The organism is Rhizobium sp. PAMB 3174, assembly GCF_052908375.1.
This window is the reverse complement of sequence record NZ_CM128608.1, coordinates 3,358,381-3,378,473: the sequence shown is the minus strand read 5'-3', so window position 1 is coordinate 3,378,473 and position 20,093 is coordinate 3,358,381. Positions and strand designations below refer to the sequence as shown.

Sequence of the window (20,093 nt, the reverse complement as noted above, 5' to 3'; positions counted from 1 at the left end):
CGGCGGGCCTTTTGCGTGTCACTTGACCAGCGCGTCGAGGATGCGCACCCAGGAGCGGATGCCCCGGTGGAAGGAATTGAGGTCGTATTTCTCGTTCGGCGAATGGATGCGGTCGTCGTTCAGCCCGAAGCCGACCAGCAGCGAATCCATGCCGAGCGTCTTCTGGAAGTCGCCGACGATCGGGATCGAGCCGCCCATGCCGATGACGACGGCCGGCTTCGGCCATTCGTCGGAGAGCGCCGATTTCGCCCGGTTCAGGAGCGGCGAATCGTAGGACAGCTGGATCGCCGGCGAACCGCCATGCGGATGGAAGTCGACCTTGCAGTCGGCCGGCAGCTTGGAGCGCACATAGGCGCGGAAGCTCTCGCGGATCGCTTTCGGATCCTGCTTGCCGACCAGGCGGAACGACACCTTGGCGGAGGCCTTGGCGGCAATCACGGTCTTGAAGCCGTCGCCGGTATAGCCGCCCCACATGCCGTTGACTTCCGCCGTCGGCCGCGCCCAGGTCAGTTCGAGCGCCGAGCGACCCTTTTCGCCGGCGGGAACCGACAGGCCGACCTGGCCGAGGAAGGCCTCGTCCGTCTGGCCGAGCTTGTCCCACATCGCCTTGATCTGCGTGGGCGTCTCCTCGACGCCCTCGTAGAAGCCGTCGAGCGTCACGCGGCCCGTCTCGTCGTGCAGGCCGGCGAGAATGCTGGACATGATATGGAGCGGATTAGCCGCGGCACCTCCGAACATGCCGGAATGCAGGTCGCGGTCGGCGGCGGTGATGGTGATTTCCTCGCCGACGAGGCCGCGCAGCCCGGCGCAGATCGCCGGCGTATCGCGGTCCCACATGCCGGTATCGCAGACGAGCGCGAAATCGGCCTTCAGTTCCTCGGCATTGGCGTCGAGGAAGGGTTTCAGCGACGGTGAACCGGATTCTTCCTCGCCCTCGAACAGGATGGTCACCTTCACCGGCAGCGCGCCGTGGATTTCCTTGTAGGCCCGGCAGGCTTCGACGAAGGTCATCAGCTGGCCCTTGTCGTCGGACGTGCCGCGGCCGGTGATGGCCTTGTGTCCTTCCACCTCGCGCACCGCCGGGTCGAAGGGATCATTGTCCCAGAGTTCGATCGGATCGACCGGCTGCACGTCGTAATGGCCGTAGAAGAGGACATGCGGCGCATCGGCGCTGGCACCGGCATGATGGCCGACGACCATCGGATGGCCGGGCGTGTCGCGCACCGATGCCTCGAAGCCGATGCCGGTCAGGTATTTCGCCAGCCATTCGGCAGCCGAACGGCATTCGGCCTTGTAGGCCGGATCGGTCGAGATCGACTTGATCCGGCAAAGCTCGAATAGCGTTTCCAGGCTGGAGGGAAAATTCTTGTCGGCGCAATCGAGAACGGACGATAGTTCGGTCATCTGCAAATCCTTGTGGTGGGCAAAGGTATGGAGTCGGGGGGCAACTTAGGACAAAGGCGAGCGGCTTTCGAGATGGAATTTGCCGCAGCTGTAGGCCAGGTCAGAGAGTGCGGGCATTGCCCAGCGCCCGGCGCATATATTCCAGCATCAGCTCTTTTTCGAACTGGCGAAAGCCGGCAAACAGCGCCTCCTCGGCTTCTTCCGCCGCCCGCCGCGCATCGGCCTCCATGGCCTTCGCCTTATCGGTGAGGAAAATGAGCTGGGCTCGGCGGTCGGTCGGATGGGCGCGCCGCTCGATGAGCGCCGCCTTCTCCATACGCGACAACGTGTTGGCCATGGTCGGCTGCTCGATGTCTATGCGTTCGAGAAGCTGGCGCTGGGTCAGGCCGTCTTCGGCCCACAATTCGATCAGGATCGGCAGATGGCCCGGAGAAAACCCGAGTGCGGCGGCGCGCAGCTGCAGGGACCTGGTAAATCCCTTGGCGAGCTGGCCTGCGAGATAGGCGGCCGAATCCAGTTGATCGCTTGGCATGCCTTCTGAATAGGCTTGTTTCAGCACTTGGGCAAGGTGGCGCCGGATCGACGAAAAGGAAGATGAAAAAAGAAAGGCCGCCATGGTCGGAGGGGAAACCATGGCGGCCTGGGATGGGGGGACAAAGGCCCGGAGAGGGGGGTAAGGCCTTTGTCCGAAGTCTGATAAGGCGGGGGACAGGCCTTGCATCAGACTGCGGCGTTTTCGTTGCGCCGATGACTAAGAAATGTACTTCCGAATGTGTCTTTTCAAGGGAAACAAGGCCGCGGGATCATTACAAATTGGTAACGAAATGGTGAGCTTTCGGTGAGGCGGTTTCACCGCTTTTCCCCCGTCTTCGGGCAAAAGAAAACCGCCACGGCGGGGGACGGGCCGTGGCGGTTTTATAAATGCGGTTACAGGATCATCAGAGGGGGCCTGATCGACTGTCCGCAGAGGCCGGGATGAGGGGGAATCATCTCCGGTCAAGCGGCTTTGGTAAGGGCCGCTTAGTAATTATATCGTCCTGCAAATATGGCATTTCAATGTCTGCTATCCATTTTTGCGGTCGCGTGCCGCCAAAACCCCGATGGACCTTTGGTTCGACGCGCGCTATCCATGCTCCCCATGAAAACAGGTGATCATCTTTTCCTCGTCGACGGCTCCGGATTCATCTTCCGCGCCTTTCACGCGCTGCCGCCGCTGACCCGCAAATCCGACGGTCTTCCGGTCGGCGCCGTCTCCGGCTTCTGCAACATGCTGTGGAAGCTCCTGACGGATGCGCGCGACACCTCGGTGGGCGTCACACCGACCCATTTCGCGGTCATCTTCGACTATTCCTCGAAGACCTTCCGCAAGGAAATCTATCCGGAATACAAGGCCAACCGCTCGGCGCCGCCGGAAGAGCTGGTGCCGCAGTTCGGCCTGATCCGCGAAGCCACCCGCGCCTTCAACCTGCCCTGCATCGAGACCGAAGGCTTCGAGGCCGACGACATTATCGCCACCTATGCCCGGCATGCCGAAAAGGCCGGCGCCGACGTCACCATCGTCTCGTCCGACAAGGATCTGATGCAGCTCGTCACCGCCAATGTCCACATGTACGACAGCATGAAGGACAAGCAGATCTCGATACCGGAAGTGATCGAGAAATGGGGCGTGCCGCCGGAAAAGATGATCGACCTGCAGTCGCTGACCGGCGATTCGACAGACAACGTTCCCGGCGTTCCCGGCATCGGCCCGAAGACGGCCGCCCAGCTGCTGGAAGAGTTCGGCGACCTCGATACGCTGCTTTCGCGCGCGGAAGAGATCAAGCAGGTCAAGCGCCGCGAGAACATCATCGCCAACACCGAGCTGGTGCGCATCTCGCGCCAGCTGGTGACGCTCAGGACCGATGCGCCGATGGAGGTCGACCTCGACGGTCTGATCCTCGAGCCGCAGGACGGTCCGAAGCTGATCGCTTTCCTCAAGGCGATGGAATTCACCACGCTCACCCGCCGCGTCGCCGAGGCGACCGGCACCGACGCTTCCGCGGTCGACGCCGCCGGCATCGAGGTCGAGACCGCCGACGAGGCGCATGGACCGGATGTCGGCGAAGGTGACGCAAAGCCAGCTGCCGCCAACACGTCCGCCGCAAGCTCGGATGCCGGCAGCGGCGACCCGACGCCTGCCGATCTCGCCAAGGCGCGGGCCGAGGCCTTTGCCGGCGCCAAGATCGACCCGTCGGCCTATGTGACGATCCGCGACCTGAAGACGCTCGATGAGTGGATTGCGGCGGCGCGCGAAACCGGCATCGTCGCCTTCGACACCGAGACGACGTCGCTTGACGCGATGCAGGCCGATCTCGTCGGCTTTTCGCTGGCGCTTGCCGACAACAAGAAGGACCCGTCCGGCCTGTCGATCCGCGCGGCCTATGTGCCGCTCGCCCATCAGAGCGGCACCGGCGATCTTCTGGGCGGCGGCCTCGTCGAAAACCAGATCCCGATGAAGGATGCACTGGCACGGCTGAAGGATCTTTTGGAGGACGAAACCGTCCTCAAGGTCGCGCAGAACCTCAAATACGACTACCTGCTGATGAAGCGCTACGGCATCGAGACGAAGAGTTTCGATGACACGATGCTGCTCTCCTATGTGCTCGATGCCGGCGCGAATTCGCATGGCATGGATGCACTGTCGGAGCGCTGGCTTGGCCACACGCCGATCCCCTACAAGGAAGTCGCCGGCTCCGGCAAATCCTCCGTCACCTTCGACATGGTGGCGATCGACAAGGCGACGGCCTACGCGGCCGAAGACGCCGACGTCACGCTGCGGCTCTGGATGGTGTTGAAGCCGCGCCTGGCGGCTGACCGGCTGACGCGCGTCTACGAGCGGCTGGAACGGCCGCTGTTGCCGGTGCTCGCCCGTATGGAAGAGCGCGGCATTTCCGTCGACCGGCAGATCCTCTCGCGCCTCTCGGGCGATTTTGCGCAAGGGGCGGCGGCGCTGGAGGACGAGATCTTCAAGCTCGCCGGCGAAACCTTCAACATCGGCTCGCCCAAGCAGCTGGGCGACATCCTGTTCGGCAAGATGGGCTTGCCCGGCGGCTCGAAGACCAAGACCGGGCAATGGTCGACCTCGGCGCAGGTTCTGGAAGACCTCGCGGCGACGGGCCATGAACTGCCGCGCAAGATCGTCGACTGGCGCCAGCTGACGAAGCTGAAGTCGACCTATACCGATGCGCTGCCGGGCTTCATCCACCCGCAGACGAAGCGCGTGCACACGTCCTATTCGCTGGCGGCCACGACCACCGGCCGTCTGTCGTCCTCCGATCCGAACCTGCAGAACATCCCGGTCCGCACCGCCGAGGGCCGCAAGATCCGCACGGCGTTCGTCTCGACGCCCGGCCACAAGCTCTTGTCGGCCGACTACAGCCAAATCGAACTGCGCGTGCTCGCCCATGTCGCCGAAATCCCGCAATTGAAGCAGGCCTTCGCCGACGGCATCGACATTCACGCGATGACGGCATCCGAAATGTTCGGCGTGCCGGTCGAAGGCATGCCGTCGGAGGTGCGTCGCCGCGCCAAGGCGATCAACTTCGGCATCATCTACGGCATTTCCGCCTTCGGCCTTGCCAACCAGCTCGGCATCGAGCGTTCGGAGGCGGGCGACTACATCAAGAAGTATTTCGAGCGCTTTCCGGGCATCAAGGACTACATGGAAAGCACCAAGGCGGCGGCCCGCGAGCAGGGCTATGTGGAGACCATCTTCGGCCGTCGGATCCATTATCCGGAAATCAAGTCGTCGAACCCGCAGGTGCGCGCCTTCAACGAGCGCGCGGCCATCAATGCGCCGATCCAGGGTTCTGCGGCCGATATCATCCGCCGCGCCATGATCCAGATGGAGCCGGTGCTGGAGAACGCGAAGCTTTCGGCCCGCATGCTGCTGCAGGTCCACGACGAACTGATCTTCGAGGTTGAGGACGCCGAGGTCGAAAAGACGATCCCGGTGGTCGTTTCCACCATGGAAAACGCCACCATGCCGGCACTTTCGATGAAGGTGCCACTGAAGGTGGATGCCCGCGCCGCGACCAACTGGGACGAGGCGCACTGATATTCGCTTGACCGCTAGATCGCTTCGGTCGGCTGCATCCGCGCCGGAGCAGGGCCAGTGTAGCGCGCCCGCGGGCGTATGAGCACGTCGGCGTCCTGTTGCTCGATGGCATGGGCGATCCAGCCGGCGGTGCGGGCGAGCGCGAAGATCGCCAGTTCATGTCCGACCGGCAGGCCAAGCATGCGGGTCATGGCCGCAATCGCATAATCGATCGTCGGATGAAGCCCGGTTGCCTCGCGGATCAGGCGCGGCGCATCGACGGCAAAGCGCGGATCCGCGCCTGCCTTCTTGAGCGCTGCGAGCAGATGGTCGGCCCGCGGATCGCCGCCGGGGTAGACGGCATGGCCAAAGCCCGCAAAGCGTTCGCCAAGCGCCACCCGCTCCCGAATGCCGTTGGCGAGATCGCCATTGGCAAGCGTATCGATCAGCCGCGCGGCAAGCGGCCCGGCGCCGCCGTGGCGCGGCCCCTTGACCGCCGCAAGACCCGCGACGGTGGCGTCATAGAGATTGAGCCCGGTAGAGACCGCGCAGCGCACGGTGTAGGCGGACGCGTTGAGCTCATGTTCGGCGAGCAACACCAGCGCCCGGCGGATCAGGTCTTCCGCCACCCGGTTGTCGGGCGCCCAGGCCTCTGCCAGCTGCCGATGGATCGGCGTGCTCGACGGTTGTGCCCCGAGAATGGCGGCCGCGGCGAGCCGCATGACCCGTGCGCCGGTCTGCGTCCTGCCCGTTATCGAGCGGTTGAACGCCCGCGGGTCTTCCTCGCCGGCGACCGACATGATGGCCATTGTCCGCGCAAGCGGCGAGAAGGGCAGGGTCGACTGGCGGACCGCGTCCAGCGTTTCGGACGCGGAGGGCAGGTTCTCGACTGAGAACGGATCGGCCTCGTCGACATCCCATAAAAGCGTTGCCGTCTCTTCCAGCGTCGCATGATCCGCAAGCCGCACCGCCAGCACGCCGCGATAAAGCGGGCCGTGGGCGGTCAGCGTCGAGATAGCGGAATCGAGGACCGCAACCCTGTCGGCATCGCTGGACTTGGGAGTGCCGGCCGGCGCGCGCCGGTTCTTCAGGGCGCGCACATCATCGGCCCGGTAGCGCTTGGCACGCGACTCGGCGGTGGCCTCGGAGCGGACAAGGCCGCGGCTGACATAGGCATAGAGCGTTGCCGGCGAGACGGAGAGTTCGGCGGCGGCTTCGCGGGCACTGAGATAGAGCGGATCGGATGTGTTTTTCATATTGATCATGCTAATCAAGATTGATCAATATGAAAAGAGCGACATGCTTCTCGTCAAACATGAAAGGAGCATGATCCATGACCATCCAATCCATGCCCGTGGTCGGGCTCGAAGGTGTCGTTGCCGCAGAAACGCTGTTGTCGCATGTCGATGGCGAGAAAGGCGAACTGGTGATCGCCGGCGCGCGCGTGGCCGATCTCGCCTTCAGCCAGAGCTTCGAAGCGGTGACGGCAAGGCTATGGTCGCTGGCAAGCGGGACGCCGCATGACGCGGCGGACCTGGCGCGCGACCTTGGCCGCGCCCGCCTCGACGCCCATGCCCGCATGCCGGCAATCTTCGCGGTGACGGACGGCATGCCGATCGTTGACGGTTTCCGCGCCGCTGTCGCCGCCATCCGGCAGCACGGCGAAACACGTCCGGAGGTCGCCCTTCTCGGGGCGATGCCGGTGATCGCCGCCGGTCTGGTTCGGCGTGCCAACGGGCTCGATCTCGTCCGGCCCGACCCCGGGCTCGGACAGGCCGCCGACTTCCTGCGCATGCTTCGGGGCGAGGCGGCAACGGACAGCGAGACGGCGGCGTTGAACGCCTATCTGATCACCGTCTCCGACCACGGCATGAATGCCTCCACCTTCGCCGGCCGGGTGGTCGCCTCCACCGGCGCCGACCTGTTCATGGCCGTGACCGCCGCCTATTGCGCGCTGAGCGGCCCGCTGCACGGCGGCGCGCCGGAACCCGTGCTGAACATGCTGGACGACATCGGCTCGGTGGACCGGATCGAAAGCTGGATCGACGATGCGCTGTCGCGCGGCGAACGGCTGATGGGTTTCGGCCACCGCATCTACCGGGTCCGCGATCCGCGCGCCGACGTCCTGAAGGCGGCGGTGGAACGGCTGGACACGGCCGGCCGCGATCTGGGCCTGGCGGCCAGGGTGGAAGTCTATGCCCGCAAGGCGCTTGCGATCCACAAGCCGGACCGCAAGCTCGACACCAATGTCGAATTCTACACAGCCATCCTGCTTGATGCGCTGCAGATTCCGCGCCAGGCCTTCACGCCCGTCTTCGCCGCCGCGCGCACGGCCGGCTGGATCGGCCACGCCATGGAACAGCAGCGCAAGGGCCGCCTGCTGCGCCCGGCCTCGGTCTATATCGGCGAGATGCCGCGATAGGCGTCGAGCGGAGGCTAGAAGAAAAGGCCGGGCAGATGGCCCGGCCTTTGGTTGGTTTCGGTCTGCCGCTCAGTGGGCGCCGGACATGTCGCCGAGCACGTCCTTGGAGGCGACGGTCGAATCTGCGTTGAGCTTGTAGACCATCGGCACGCCAGTCGCGAGGTTGAGCTTGAGGATCTCCTCGCGGCTCATCCGGTCGAGCACCATGACCAGCGAGCGCAGCGAATTGCCGTGGGCGGCGACCAGCACCTTCTCGCCACGCAGGACGCGCGGCAGGATTTCCATCATGTAGTAGGGCCAGACGCGGGCGCCGGTGTCCTTCAGGCTTTCGCCGCCGGGCGGCGGAACGTCGTAGGAGCGGCGCCAGATGTGAACCTGCTCCTCACCCCATTTCTCGCGGGCATCGTCCTTGTTGAGGCCGGCGAGATCACCGTAGTCGCGCTCGTTGAGCGCTTCGTCGCGGATCGTCTCGAGACCTGACTGGCCGACATTGTCGAGGACGATCTGGCAGGTCCGCTGGGCGCGCGACAGCGCCGAGGTGAAGGCGATGTCGAACTTGATGCCGTAGTCGGCAAGCGCCTTGCCGCCGGCATTGGCCTCCTGGACGCCGAGCTCGGTCAGGTCCGGGTCCTTCCAGCCGGTAAACAGGTTCTTCAGGTTCCATTCGCTCTGGCCGTGGCGCACCAGCACAAGTGTTCCGCTCATCCGTTTGTCCTCAGTTGATGGTCAAGAATTGGATTTCGACAGCCCGAGCACGTCGAGCATGGAATAGAGGCCGGGCTTCTCGCCGCGGGCCCAGAGGGCGGCGGTAAGCGCGCCGCGGGCGAAAATCGTGCGGTCGCCGGCGCTGTGGGACAGCGTGATGACCTCGCCTTCACCGGCAATGACGACCGAATGATCGCCGATCACCGAGCCGCCGCGCAGCGTGGCAAAGCCGATCGTGCCGGCCTGGCGTGCGCCGGTATGACCGTCGCGCACGCGCACGGAATGCGAGGCGAGATCGATGCCGCGCCCCTTGGCGGCGGCGTTGCCCAGCAGCATGGCGGTGCCGGACGGCGCGTCGACCTTGTGCTTGTGGTGCATTTCCAGGATTTCGATGTCCCAGGCGTCCGGGCCGAGCGCGCGCGCGGCCTGTTCGGTCAGGACGCTGAGCAGATTGACGCCGAGGCTCATATTGCCGGAGCGGATGATACGGGCGTGGCGCGCCGCGGCTTCGAATTTCGCCTCGTCGTCGGTAGAGCATCCCGTCGTGCCGATGACATGCACGATGCGGGCCTGCGCTGCGAGCCCCGAAAACTTAACGCTCGAGGCGGGCGAGGTAAAGTCAAGGACGCCTTCCGCCTCGAGGAAGGCCTTCAGCGGATCGTCGGTGACGGTCACGCCGATCGGGCCGAGGCCGGCGAGCTCGCCTGCATCCTTGCCGATAAACGGCGAACCCTCGCGCTCGACGGTGGCGTGCAGGACGACGCCCGGCGTGGTGTGGACGAGACGGATCAGCGTCTGCCCCATCCGCCCGGCCGCGCCGACCACCACCAGCTTCATATCGGATCCGCTCATTCCCGTTCCTCGTCCCTTGGTCCCTGTCAGTCGGCGTGAAGGCCGAGCGCGTCCAGCTGCAGGCTGTTCAGTCGTGCATAAAGGCCGTTGTCCTGCCGCGCCAGCGTGTCGTGCGTGCCTTCCTCGATGACCCGGCCGTCGTTCATCACGACGATCTTGTCGGCGTCGGCGATGGTCGACAGGCGATGCGCGATGACGATCACGGTACGCCCGCTCATGGCGACATCAAGCGCCTTCTGTACCGCGGCCTCCGATTCCGTGTCGAGAGCGGAAGTCGCCTCGTCGAGAAGCAGGATCGGCGCATTGCGGACGATGGCGCGGGCAATCGACAGGCGCTGGCGCTGGCCACCCGACAGCGTGACTCCGTTTTCGCCGAGCGGCGTGTCGTAGCCGTTCTCCTGCTGCATGATGAAGTCGTGGGCATAGGCGTGACGCGCCGCCTCCTCGACCTCCGCGTCGGTCGCGTCGGGCCGGCCGTAACGGATGTTGTCGCGGATCGAACCTTCGAACAGATACGGCTGCTGCGAGACATAGGCGAGGCTGTGGCGCAGCGACACCTTGGTGATGTCGGCGATGTTCTGCCCGTCGATCAGCACCTCGCCCGACACCGGGTCGAAAAAGCGCGGAACGAGATTGATGACCGTCGACTTGCCGGCGCCGGACGGCCCGACGAGCGCGGTCGTCTTGCCGCCCTCGGCGGTGAAGCTGACATTGTCGAGGATCATGCGGCCGCCGTCGCTGTAGCTGAAGCAGACGTTGCGGAATTCGACGGTGGCCTTGTCGACCACGAGTGCCTTCGCGCCGTCCTTGTCACGCTGCGGCGGCTCCATGTCGAGCACTTCATAGAGCATGCTGGCATTGACCGCGGCCCGCTCGAAGCTGAGCTGCACGCGCGCCAGGCGCCGCGCCGGATCATAGGCCATCAGGAGTGCGGTGACGAAGGAGAAGAATGCGCCGGGCAGGACATGGAAGTAGATCGAGCGATAGGCGGAATAGGCGAGTACCGAGGCAATCGCCACGCCGGCGAACGTGTCGGTCAGCGGCGCGGTGCGCTCGCTCAGGCGGGCGATCCGGTTGGCGCGGTTTTCCGACCAGTCGATCAGCTTGTCGATCTTGCTCTGGAGTTGAGGCTCCATGGTGAAGGCCTTGACGATCGAGATGCCGGCGATCGTTTCCTGCATGGCTCCGAACACCTGGGCGCCGACGAGGGTCGATTCCCGTGACGCGGTTCTGAGGCGCTTCGACAGGTAGCGGATGCCGAACAGCAGGATCGGGGCGAATATCAGGACAAAGAACGACAGCACCGGATCCTGGACGATCATCACGCCGATCAGGCCGATCAGGCTCAGGAGGTCGCGCGCCGCCGTGGTCACGGTCAGGTTGAGGATCCCGGCGATGCCGCCGATGTTGCCGTTCAGCTGGGCGGCGATGCGCGCGGAGCGGGCTTCGGCATAAAAGCTGCTCGAAAGCGTCATCAGATGCGCGAAGACCCGTCGCTGGTAGCGGGCGACGATGTTGTTGCTGATCTTCGAAAGGGCGACGGCCTGGCCATAGGTCGCGAAGCCGCGCAAAACGAAGGCGCTGAACAGCGACAGGCAGACCACCCAGATGATGTCGGCGCGCTGCTTGGCGAAGGCCTCGTCCACGACGGTCTTCATGATCCAGGCGGTAAACGCAGTGGAGGCGGAGATGGTGATGAGGCAGCCGATGGCAAATGCGTAGCCCTTGACATGGTCCTTGGCATTTTCCCGCATCACCCTTTTCAGGATGACCCAGATGCCTTGCGTGTCGATGGCCTGTTTCTTCTTACTCAAAAGGTGTGACCTGTCTTGTCGAAAACATGGCCGGCGCCGCCGGCGCCGGATCAAGCGGCTGTATAAAGAAGCGCTTGCCTTTTGGCTATAGGACGACAGGCCACAGGGGACGCCGTCCTAGCGATGCCAGCGGCGGCCCTCGGTCGCCACGCTGAAGCCGCCGGGTGCGCGCGCGTAGGCGGCAAGTCCGGCAAGCGCCGCCAGTGGATGGGTGACGACATAGGTCGCAATGCCGGACATGGCCTTGTTGTGCGGCGCCTTGTCCTCGAATGCGGCGCGGAAGCCGCCGGCCTTCAGGGCCGGCATGATCTTCTGCGGAATGCCGCCGGAAATGAAGACGCCGCCCTTCGCCATGAAGGTGAGGGCGAGGTCGCCGGCGACGCGGCCGAGATAGGTTGCGAACAGGGAGAGGGTTTCCTTCGCCTGCGGGTCGGAGCCGTCGAGGCCCTTTTCGGAAACCGTTGCCGGCTCGCTGAGCTTTGGCTCGACGCCGTCGGCGGCGCAGATCGCCTTGTAGAGATTGACCATGCCGCGGCCGCAGAGGATCTGTTCGCCCGAGACGCGGCCGCCGATTTTTTCGACATGCGGGAAGATCTGGTAGTCCCGATCTGTGCGCGGTCCGAGGTCGACGTGCCCGCCTTCACCCGGAACCGGGATCCAGCGGTGCTGCGAGTAGACCACGCCGGCGACGCCGAGGCCCGTGCCGGGACCGAGCACCACGCGGGTCGCGATCCGCTCTTCGCCATTGCCGCCGATCTGCTCGCGGTCCGTATCCCGCAGCGAAGCGACGGCCAGCGCCTGCGCCTCGAAATCATTGATGATCGTGACGTCCTCGAAGCCGAGATTGGCGATCATGTCGCGCGGCTTGACCACCCAGGGGCAGTTGGTCAGCGGCAATTCGTCGCCCTGGATCGGCCCGGCGATCGCCAGGAGCGCCGAGCGGGGCTGGACCGAGGTGTGATCGAGGATGCAGCGCTGGATGGCGTCGTCGATCGTCTCGAATTCCGCCGTGCGGACGATCGGAAAGGTTTTCGGTTCGGCATAGGAATCGATCAGCAGCGAAAACCGGGCATTGGTGCCGCCGATATCGCCGATCAGGACCGGAAAGGCCATCGAATGTTCGTGGTGCTGGTTCGCCGCCATTGGATCCTGCATGTCTTATTTCCCGCTGCGGGCGAGGTCGTTCAGAAGAATTTGCGCCGACGACCGGTTCAGCGCCATCGGAATGTCGTAGACGATCGCCAGTCGCATCAGTGCCTTGACGTCGACATCATGCGGCATCGGCGTCAGAGGGTCGACGAAAAAGATCAGCCGGTCAATGTCGCCGGTGGCGATCAGTGCGCCGATCTGCTGGTCGCCGCCGAGCGGACCGCTCTTGAGTCGTGTGACGTCGAGATGCGGACAGACGTCGAGAATCCTCGCGCCCGTGGTCCCGGTTGCCACCAGCCGCCATTCCGACAGGAGCGGCGAGTTCTGATAGGCGAACTCCGCCATGTCGTCCTTCTTCTGGTCGTGAGCGATGAGCGCAATGCACTTTTCGCTGGGCATGCGGCCTCCCGGACAATGTGATTTAAATCGATTTGAGCCGCTTCTATACCATCATCGGAAAATTTGAAAAGCCGTGAGCGGCCGACGGCGTTTCGTCGGCCTGCAACTTTCCGTTGCGCGGTGCGTCACTGACCGGGCGGACGCGGCAGCGGCACGGGGACGTCGAAGGCGCCGGCCGCGTTTGGCTCGACGGGTGCGAATGCCGTGGCCGGCGAGGCGCCCGCAGACCCGCTACGGTATGTCGCGGCCTCGACGGAAGCGACCGACGGACCGTTGACGACGGCGGTGCAGGCCTTCGGCAGGTCCGCGAGCGTCTTCACATGCGGCTTGGGCGCAGGCTTCGTCGGTTTGGTCGGCTTTTTCGGTGGCGCCCAGGGTTCGTCGGAGTACCACCAGGCGAGTTCCTTGCCGCAGCCGTCGTCGGCGGGCACGGCCGCCTGCTTCTTGCAATCCGGCGAGCCGGGCCGGCAGAAGAGACGGACATGGATATGGTCGTCATGCCCGTAATAGGGCCGGAGCTTGCCGAAATTGGCGCGGCTGCCGGTCCATGTCTCGCAGAGCTTCTTCTTGATCGAGGGATTGACGAAGACGCGCTGAACCTCGGGATAGTTGGCGGCGCGGACGATCATGTCCGCGTAGCTGTCGTTCCATTTCGCCGGATCGACCGTCAGGCGCGCATTCTTCTTCAGGAGCGATTGCGCGGAAAGCTTTTCCCGCTCGTCGGCGCTCATACGGTGGTTCGGCATGGGTTGCAGCCAGATATCGACGTCGAGGCCGACCTGATGCGAGGCATGGCCGGATGCCATGGGCCCGCCGCGCGGCTGCGACATGTCGCCGATCAGGATGCCGGGCCAGCCGTCATTTCGGGCGACGTCGCCCGCATACTGTTCGATCCACGAAACGAGTTCCGGGTGGCCCCAGCGGCGATTGCGCGACAGTCGCATGACCTGCCATCCGGGCCCGTCCGTCGGCAACGCCACGGCGCCGGCAAGGCAGCCATTGGCGTAGTAGCCGATCGATTGCGGCGTACCCTGTTCGGGAAGCGCGATGGCGCTGAAAACCTGCTTGGCCGGCCGGTCGTCGGCCGAACTGTCGGCTGTGAACTGGCATACTGCGAGCGCTGCGGTCGCCAGCACCATGGCCGGCTTCCGGATGGCTTTAAAAAGCCTTGATTGCATTCATACCCCTCCCGCCAAGGGTTCGACTTTGGTGATTTGCTGTTGATCCTACACTGAATGGAGGGTTTGTTGAAATTGTGATCCGCATTTGTCTTCACCCGCTCTCTGTGTGGAATTGCCCCCTGTATTTCCGCAGTATTTCGCCTATGGTATGGCCGAAGAAACCCATGAAGGTCGCTATATGAAATTGGCATTCCGGACATTCGTTTTTCCCCTTGCCCTCCTTTTTCTGCAGAGTGTGTCCTCCGCTCCGGCCAGCGCCGCCGATCCGGTTTGGCGGCATGGCATCGCGACGATCGGCGATCTGAAATATCCGAACGGCTTCAAGCGTTTTGACTACGGAAATCCCGATGCGCCCAAGGGCGGCAGCATCGACGTGTCCGAGATCGGCACCTACGACACGTTCAACTTCGTCCTCGACAAGGGCGAGATTCCCGCCAGCATCTCCATGGTCTACGACACGCTGCTGACGCCGGCCAGCGACGAACTGTCGTCGAGCTACGGGCTGCTTGCCGAGGCGCTGTCCTACCCGGACGATTTTTCCTATGCGGTGTTCCGCCTGAGGCCGCAGGCAAAGTTTGCCGACGGCTCGCCGGTGACGCCGGCGGACGTCGTCTTCAGCTTCGACAAGTTCAAGGAACTCAGTCCGAAATTCACGCAATACTACGGCCATGTCACCGCCGCAGAGGTGACGGGCGAGCGCGAGGTGACATTCCGCTTTGACGAGAAGGGCAACCGCGAACTGCCGTCGATCGTCGGCCAGCTACCGGTGATTTCGAAGGCCTGGTGGCAGGCGAACGGCCCCGACGGCAAGCCGCGTGACATTTCGAAGACCTCGCTCGAACCGCCAATGGCGTCCGGCCCCTACAAGATCGCCGCCTTCTCGCCGGGTTCGACGATCACCTACGAATTGCGCGACGATTATTGGGCGAAGGATCTGAACGTCAACATCGGCCGGAACAACTTCAAGACGGTGAAATATTCGTTCTTTGCCGACCGTGACGTCGAGTTCCAGGCCTTCAAGGGCCACAATCTCGACTGGTGGTGGGACAACTCCGCCAAGCGCTGGGCGACGGCCTATGATTTTCCGGCCGCACAGGATGGGCGCATCAAGCGCGAGGAGCTTGAGAACGAGTACCGCAAGCGCGGCGTCATGGTCGGCTTCATTCCCAACATGCGCCGCGAGCAATTCAAGGACAAGCGGGTTCGCCAGGCGCTCAACTATGCCTTCGATTTCGAGGAACTGAACCGGACCATTTTCTATAACAGCTATCAGCGGATCAACAGCTACTTCTTCGGCACCGAGCTCGCCTCCAGCGACCTGCCGAAGGGCGAGGAACTCGACATCCTCGACAGCATCAAGGACATGGTGCCGCCGGAGGTCTTCACGACGCCTTACACCAATCCGGTCGGTGGCGACGAGATCAAGGAGCGGCAGAACCTTCGCCATGCCATCGACCTCTTCAAGCAGGCCGGCTACGAGATCCGCAACCGGCAGATGGTCAACGTCAAGACCGGCGCACCCTTCACCTTTGAGATTCTTCTCGACGGACCGATCATCGAGCGTGTGGCGCTGCCTTATGCCGCCAACCTCGCCAAGATCGGCGTGAAGGCGACCGTGCGCTCCGTGGACGCCTCACAGTTCACCAACCGGCTGCGCGCCTTCGATTATGACGTGGTCTACCAGGGCTGGACCCAGAGCATGAACCCGGGCAACGAGCAGACCGGCTATTGGGGCTCGCAGTCGGCCGAACGTCCCGGATCCGACAATTATGCAGGCATCGCGGATCCCGGCATTGACGCCCTGATCAAGAAGGTCATCTTCGCGCCGAACCGCGATACGCTGATCGCCTCGGTCCATGCCCTCGACCGCGTTCTCCTGTCCGGCGCCTACATCGTGCCGAGCTACTCCCGCCGGTCGCTGCCGATCGCCTATTGGAACAATATCGTGCGGCCGGACAACCTGCCGGAATATTCCATGGGTTTTCCGGACCTGTGGTGGGCGAAGTCGGCGGAAAAGAAGTAGCGTGGACGCCCGGAACATGGTCGGTGCGGCGCAAGCTTGGCACGGTAGCGCAGGTGGCATGATCAGGAGAATGACGGACAGAATGGCAGCAACAGACAGGATTCGGCCGGCGGCAATGCGCCAGGCGCGAACCGGAAAGGGGAAATAGCCGCAGATGGGCGCCTATATCCTTCGCCGAATTCTCCTCATGATCCCCACGATGATCGGGATCATGGCGATCTCCTTTGCAATCGTTCAGTTCGCGCCCGGCGGACCGGTCGAACAGGTCATCTCGCAGCTGACGGGGCAGGGCGGCAGCGCCGAGGAACGCCTGTCCGGCGCCAGCGGCGATCTCCTGAGCCAGCAGGACCAGTTCTCCGAGGCCAATTCCAGATACCGGGGCGCACAGGGCCTCGATCCCGACCTGATCAAGAAGCTCGAAAAGCAGTTCGGCTTCGACAAGCCGCCGCTCACCCGCTTTCTCGACATGATGTGGGACTATATCCGCTTCGACTTCGGCGAGAGCTTCTTCCGCAACACGTCCGTCATCGATCTGATCATCGACAAACTGCCGGTGTCGATGTCGCTCGGCCTGTGGATCCTGATCCTGTCCTACGGCATTTCAATCCCGCTCGGCATCCGCAAGGCGATCAAGGACGGGTCTGCCTTCGACGTCTGGACCTCCGGCGTCATCATCGTCGGCTATGCCGTGCCGAGCTTCCTATTCGGCATCCTGCTGATCGTCGTCTTCGCAGGCGGCTCCTTCTTCGACTGGTTTCCCTTGCGCGGCCTCGTCTCCGACAATTTCTGGCAGCTCACCTGGTATGAGAAGATCGTCGACTACTTCTGGCACCTGACGCTGCCGATCATTTCGCTGTCGCTTGCCGCCTTCGCGACGACGACGCTGCTGACGAAGAACTCCTTCATCGACGAGATCAAGAAGCAGTATGTCATCACCGCCAAGGCCAAGGGGCTCAACGACCGGCAGGTGCTCTACGGCCACGTCTTCCGCAACGCCATGCTGATCATCATCGCCGGCTTCCCCGGCGCCTTCATCTCGGCCTTCTTCACCGGTTCGCTGCTGATCGAGAACATCTTTTCCCTCGATGGCCTCGGTCGCATGGGCTATCTCGCCATCGTCAACCGCGACTATCCGATCGTCTTCGGCACGCTCTACATCTTCTCGCTGATGGGTCTCGTCATCGGCCTCATCTCCGACCTCGTCTACACCTGGGTCGATCCGCGCATCGACTTCGAGCGGAGGGAGGTGTGATGGAAGCGGGCGCCACCGAGATCGCCGCCGGCAAGCCGCCGAAGCGGCCGTTCCTCAATCCGACCAACCAGCGCCGGCTTGCCAATTTCAAGGCGAACCGCCGTGGCTACTGGTCGTTCTGGATCTTCCTCGTCCTGTTCACGCTGTCGATGTTCGCCGAACTCATCGCCAACGACAGGCCGCTCGTCGTCTCATACAAGGGCGAGATCCTGTTCCCCGTGCTGGTCGACTATCCGGAGGAGAAATTCGGCGGCTTCTATGCCGACACGGACTATCGCTCCGAGTTCATCCGGGACGAGATCAATGCGAACGGCTGGATGCTCTGGCCGCCGATCCGCTATTCCTACGATACCGCCAACTCCAACATTCCCCATTCGGCGCCGACCGCGCCGTTCTGGCTGATGAGCAAGGAGGAGCGCTGCTCGGGCTATCCGCAGGGTGACAAGGACCCGGATTGCGTTCTCGGCAACATGAACTGGCTCGGTACCGACGACCAGGCGCGCGACGTCACCGCCCGCATGATCTACGGGTTCCGTGTCGCCGTCCTCTTCGGGCTTGCGCTCACGATCGCCTCGGCATTCGTCGGGGTCAGCGCCGGCGCCATGCAGGGCTATTTCGGCGGCTGGCTCGACCTTCTGATGCAGCGCTTCATCGAGATCTGGTCGTCGATGCCGGTGCTCTACATCCTGCTGATCATCTCCTCGGTGTTGCCGCCGGGCTTCTTCGTTCTGCTCGGCATCATGCTGCTGTTTTCCTGGGTCGGCTTCGTCGGCATCGTCCGCGCCGAGTTCCTGAGGGCCCGCAATTTCGAGTATGTGAAGGCGGCCCGCGCGCTCGGCGTCGGCAACTGGACGATCATGTTCCGTCACCTGCTGCCCAATGCCATGGTGGCGACGCTGACCTTCCTTCCCTTCATCCTGTCCGGCTCGATCACGACCTTGACCTCGCTCGACTTCCTCGGCCTCGGTATGCCCCCCGGTTCGCCGTCGCTCGGCGAACTCATCGACCAGGGCAAGCGTAACCTTCAGGCTCCCTGGCTCGGCCTGACCGCCTTCTTCACCATGTCGATCATGCTCTCCCTGCTGATCTTCATCGGCGAGGCCGTCCGCGACGCCTTCGATCCGCGAAAGACGTTCAAATGACCGAGCCGCTTCTCTCCGTCCGCGATCTGTCCGTCGCCTTTCATCAGGGCGGTCAGACGTCGCTTGCCGTCGACCGGATTTCCTTTGATGTCGCGCCCGGCGAGGTGTTGGCTCTGGTTGGCGAATCCGGTTCCGGCAAGTCGGTTTCCGCCAATTCGATCCTGCAGCTCCTGCCCTATCCGGCGGCAAGCCATCCCTCGGGAGAGATCCTGTTTTCCGGCCGCGATCTTTTGAAGGCGAGCGAGGCCGAGCTGCGCAAGGTGCGCGGCGACGACATCACCATGATCTTCCAGGAGCCGATGACCTCGCTCAATCCGCTGCATTCGATCGAGAAGCAGATCGGCGAGATCCTGGCGCTGCACGGCGGCATTGTCGGCAAGCCGGCACGGGATCGGGTGCTCGAACTGCTCAATCAGGTCGGAATCCGCGATCCGGAGAAGCGCCTGAAGGCCTATCCGCATGAGCTCTCCGGCGGCCAGCGTCAGCGCGTGATGATCGCCATGGCGCTCGCCAACCGCCCGAAGCTGCTGATCGCCGACGAGCCGACGACGGCGCTCGACGTCACGGTGCAGGCGCAGATCCTGGAACTCCTGAAGGACCTGAAGACGACGCATGGCATGTCCATGCTGTTCATTACCCATGATCTCGGCATCGTCCGCAAGTTCGCCGATCGCGTCTGCGTGATGACCAAGGGCAAGATCGTCGAGAGCGGCCCGGTCGCGGACATCTTCTCCAATCCGCAGCATGCCTACACCCGGCATCTGCTCTCCTCCGAGCCGAGCGGCCAGCCGCCCGAGCGCAACGACGCCAAGCCGTTGGTCATGGAGGCGGAAGACGTCAAGGTCTGGTTCCCGATCAAGGCCGGCTTCCTGCGCAAGGTCGTCGACAATGTGAAGGCAGTCGACGGTATCGACGTGACGCTGCGGGCCGGTCACACGCTCGGCGTCGTCGGTGAATCCGGTTCGGGCAAGACGACGCTCGGCATGGCGCTGGCGCGGCTTATTTCCTCGCGCGGGCGGATCGCCTTTGTCGGTCGAGATATAGCCGGCTATTCTTTCAAGGAGATGCTGCCGTTGCGTCGCGAGATGCAGGTGGTCTTCCAGGATCCTTACGGCTCGCTCAGCCCCCGCATGTCGGTCGGCGAGATCATCGCCGAGGGGCTGAAGATCCATGAGCGGACGCTCAGCGCCGACGAGCGCGACCGTCGCGTGGCCGGTGTGCTGGAAGAGGTGGGTCTCGATCCGGCCACCCGCTGGCGTTATCCGCATGAATTCTCGGGCGGCCAGCGCCAGCGCATCGCCATTGCCCGCGCGATGGTGCTCAAACCCCGCTTCGTCATGCTCGACGAGCCGACCTCGGCGCTCGACATGAGCGTCCAGGCGCAGGTGGTCGACCTGTTGCGCGACCTGCAGAAGCGGCACGATCTCGCCTATCTGTTCATCAGCCACGACCTGAAAGTGGTGAAGGCGCTCGCCAACGACGTCGTCGTCATGCGTCTCGGCAAGGTTGTGGAGAAGGGGCCCGCCGAGAAGATATTTTCCAGTCCCGAAGATCCCTATACCCGCGCCCTGATGGCCGCTGCCTTCGATCTGAAGGCGGTCGATACCGGCGCGGTCAGCCAGTAGCACCGCGACCCGGTCCCCAGGGTCTCCAGGAACCCTTCTTCCCGTCGCGC

Annotated in this window: 15 protein-coding genes; 6 read left to right on the top strand and 9 right to left on the bottom strand. The window is 63.7% G+C overall.

Features of this window, described 5'->3' with window-relative positions; all coding sequences use genetic code 11:
• Positions 1 to 18: 18 nt before the first annotated feature.
• Together ACU5AY_RS16290 and ACU5AY_RS16285 are read right to left on the bottom strand one after the other, a co-directional pair.
• The gene (locus ACU5AY_RS16290; protein ID WP_446826983.1) at positions 19 to 1,404 is read right to left on the bottom strand and encodes a dipeptidase; all 1,386 of its coding nucleotides are present in this window, start codon (positions 1,402 to 1,404) and stop codon (positions 19 to 21) included.
• A gap of 100 nt (positions 1,405 to 1,504) precedes the next feature.
• Positions 1,505 to 1,921, bottom strand: coding sequence for a MarR family winged helix-turn-helix transcriptional regulator (locus ACU5AY_RS16285; RefSeq protein ID WP_446829040.1), 417 nt, complete (start codon positions 1,919 to 1,921; stop codon positions 1,505 to 1,507).
• 621 nt (positions 1,922 to 2,542) lie between these two features.
• On the opposite strand from ACU5AY_RS16285, the gene polA reads away from it, so the two are divergent.
• A complete protein-coding gene (polA, locus tag ACU5AY_RS16280) occupies positions 2,543 to 5,500 on the top strand; it encodes a DNA polymerase I (RefSeq protein WP_446826982.1) in 2,958 nt (985 codons plus the stop codon).
• Positions 5,501 to 5,514: 14 nt separating this feature from the next.
• Here polA and ACU5AY_RS16275 read toward each other — a convergent pair whose 3' ends face one another.
• Complete coding sequence (locus ACU5AY_RS16275; RefSeq protein ID WP_446826981.1) at positions 5,515 to 6,735, bottom strand: citrate/2-methylcitrate synthase; 1,221 nt, start codon at positions 6,733 to 6,735, stop codon at positions 5,515 to 5,517.
• Positions 6,736 to 6,812: 77 nt separating this feature from the next.
• On the opposite strand from ACU5AY_RS16275, the gene ACU5AY_RS16270 reads away from it, so the two are divergent.
• Positions 6,813 to 7,901 (top strand): citrate synthase/methylcitrate synthase, encoded by a 1,089-nt coding sequence (locus tag ACU5AY_RS16270; protein ID WP_446826980.1) that lies wholly within the window; start codon positions 6,813 to 6,815, stop codon positions 7,899 to 7,901.
• Positions 7,902 to 7,970: 69 nt separating this feature from the next.
• Here ACU5AY_RS16270 and ACU5AY_RS16265 read toward each other — a convergent pair whose 3' ends face one another.
• The 6 genes from ACU5AY_RS16265 to mepA form a co-directional block, all read right to left on the bottom strand.
• A complete protein-coding gene (locus ACU5AY_RS16265; protein WP_261931615.1) occupies positions 7,971 to 8,606 on the bottom strand; it encodes a 2,3-bisphosphoglycerate-dependent phosphoglycerate mutase in 636 nt (211 codons plus the stop codon).
• Positions 8,607 to 8,627: 21 nt separating this feature from the next.
• Positions 8,628 to 9,458, bottom strand: coding sequence for a 4-hydroxy-tetrahydrodipicolinate reductase (gene dapB, locus ACU5AY_RS16260; RefSeq protein ID WP_446826979.1), 831 nt, complete (start codon positions 9,456 to 9,458; stop codon positions 8,628 to 8,630).
• Positions 9,459 to 9,484: 26 nt separating this feature from the next.
• Positions 9,485 to 11,212 (bottom strand): ABC transporter ATP-binding protein, encoded by a 1,728-nt coding sequence (locus ACU5AY_RS16255; protein ID WP_446825968.1) that lies wholly within the window; start codon positions 11,210 to 11,212, stop codon positions 9,485 to 9,487.
• A 177-nt stretch (positions 11,213 to 11,389) separates the two neighbouring features.
• Positions 11,390 to 12,415 (bottom strand): glucokinase, encoded by a 1,026-nt coding sequence (locus tag ACU5AY_RS16250; RefSeq protein WP_446829039.1) that lies wholly within the window; start codon positions 12,413 to 12,415, stop codon positions 11,390 to 11,392.
• 15 nt (positions 12,416 to 12,430) lie between these two features.
• A complete protein-coding gene (locus tag ACU5AY_RS16245) occupies positions 12,431 to 12,820 on the bottom strand; it encodes a methylglyoxal synthase (RefSeq protein WP_446826978.1) in 390 nt (129 codons plus the stop codon).
• A gap of 125 nt (positions 12,821 to 12,945) precedes the next feature.
• The gene (gene mepA, locus ACU5AY_RS16240) at positions 12,946 to 13,998 is read right to left on the bottom strand and encodes a penicillin-insensitive murein endopeptidase (RefSeq protein WP_446826977.1); all 1,053 of its coding nucleotides are present in this window, start codon (positions 13,996 to 13,998) and stop codon (positions 12,946 to 12,948) included.
• A 181-nt stretch (positions 13,999 to 14,179) separates the two neighbouring features.
• Here mepA and ACU5AY_RS16235 point away from each other — a divergent pair, with 181 nt between their 5' ends.
• From ACU5AY_RS16235 to ACU5AY_RS16220, 4 genes are all read left to right on the top strand, one after another.
• Positions 14,180 to 16,024: an extracellular solute-binding protein gene (locus ACU5AY_RS16235; protein WP_446826976.1), complete on the top strand. Its 1,845-nt coding sequence runs from the start codon at positions 14,180 to 14,182 to the stop codon at positions 16,022 to 16,024.
• 154 nt (positions 16,025 to 16,178) lie between these two features.
• Entirely contained in the window at positions 16,179 to 17,276 is a 1,098-nt protein-coding gene (locus ACU5AY_RS16230) for a microcin C ABC transporter permease YejB (protein ID WP_446825710.1), read from the top strand.
• The gene (locus ACU5AY_RS16225) at positions 17,276 to 18,418 is read left to right on the top strand and encodes an ABC transporter permease (RefSeq protein WP_446826975.1); all 1,143 of its coding nucleotides are present in this window, start codon (positions 17,276 to 17,278) and stop codon (positions 18,416 to 18,418) included. The genes ACU5AY_RS16230 and ACU5AY_RS16225 overlap by 1 nt, the downstream gene beginning before the upstream one ends.
• A complete protein-coding gene (locus ACU5AY_RS16220; RefSeq protein WP_446826974.1) occupies positions 18,415 to 20,043 on the top strand; it encodes an ABC transporter ATP-binding protein in 1,629 nt (542 codons plus the stop codon). Before ACU5AY_RS16225 ends, ACU5AY_RS16220 begins: the two co-directional genes overlap by 4 nt.
• Positions 20,044 to 20,093 lie beyond the last annotated feature (50 nt).

Bases quoted from the DNA above. Each gene is read 5' to 3' on its own strand.
- ACU5AY_RS16250 (WP_446829039.1), bottom strand. From the start codon at position 12,415: ATGGCGGCGAACCAGCACCACGAACATTCGATGGCCTTTCCGGTCCTG.
- ACU5AY_RS16275 (WP_446826981.1), bottom strand. From the start codon at position 6,735: ATGAAAAACACATCCGATCCGCTCTATCTCAGTGCCCGCGAAGCCGCC.
- ACU5AY_RS16270 (WP_446826980.1), top strand. From the start codon at position 6,813: ATGACCATCCAATCCATGCCCGTGGTCGGGCTCGAAGGTGTCGTTGCC.
- ACU5AY_RS16245 (WP_446826978.1), bottom strand. From the start codon at position 12,820: ATGCCCAGCGAAAAGTGCATTGCGCTCATCGCTCACGACCAGAAGAAG.
- ACU5AY_RS16225 (WP_446826975.1), top strand. From the start codon at position 17,276: ATGGAAGCGGGCGCCACCGAGATCGCCGCCGGCAAGCCGCCGAAGCGG.
- mepA (WP_446826977.1), bottom strand. From the start codon at position 13,998: ATGCAATCAAGGCTTTTTAAAGCCATCCGGAAGCCGGCCATGGTGCTG.
- polA (WP_446826982.1), top strand. From the start codon at position 2,543: ATGAAAACAGGTGATCATCTTTTCCTCGTCGACGGCTCCGGATTCATC.
- ACU5AY_RS16235 (WP_446826976.1), top strand. From the start codon at position 14,180: ATGAAATTGGCATTCCGGACATTCGTTTTTCCCCTTGCCCTCCTTTTT.
- ACU5AY_RS16255 (WP_446825968.1), bottom strand. From the start codon at position 11,212: ATGCGGGAAAATGCCAAGGACCATGTCAAGGGCTACGCATTTGCCATC.
- ACU5AY_RS16265 (WP_261931615.1), bottom strand. From the start codon at position 8,606: ATGAGCGGAACACTTGTGCTGGTGCGCCACGGCCAGAGCGAATGGAAC.
- ACU5AY_RS16290 (WP_446826983.1), bottom strand. From the start codon at position 1,404: ATGACCGAACTATCGTCCGTTCTCGATTGCGCCGACAAGAATTTTCCC.
- ACU5AY_RS16220 (WP_446826974.1), top strand. From the start codon at position 18,415: ATGACCGAGCCGCTTCTCTCCGTCCGCGATCTGTCCGTCGCCTTTCAT.
- dapB (WP_446826979.1), bottom strand. From the start codon at position 9,458: ATGAGCGGATCCGATATGAAGCTGGTGGTGGTCGGCGCGGCCGGGCGG.
- ACU5AY_RS16230 (WP_446825710.1), top strand. From the start codon at position 16,179: ATGGGCGCCTATATCCTTCGCCGAATTCTCCTCATGATCCCCACGATG.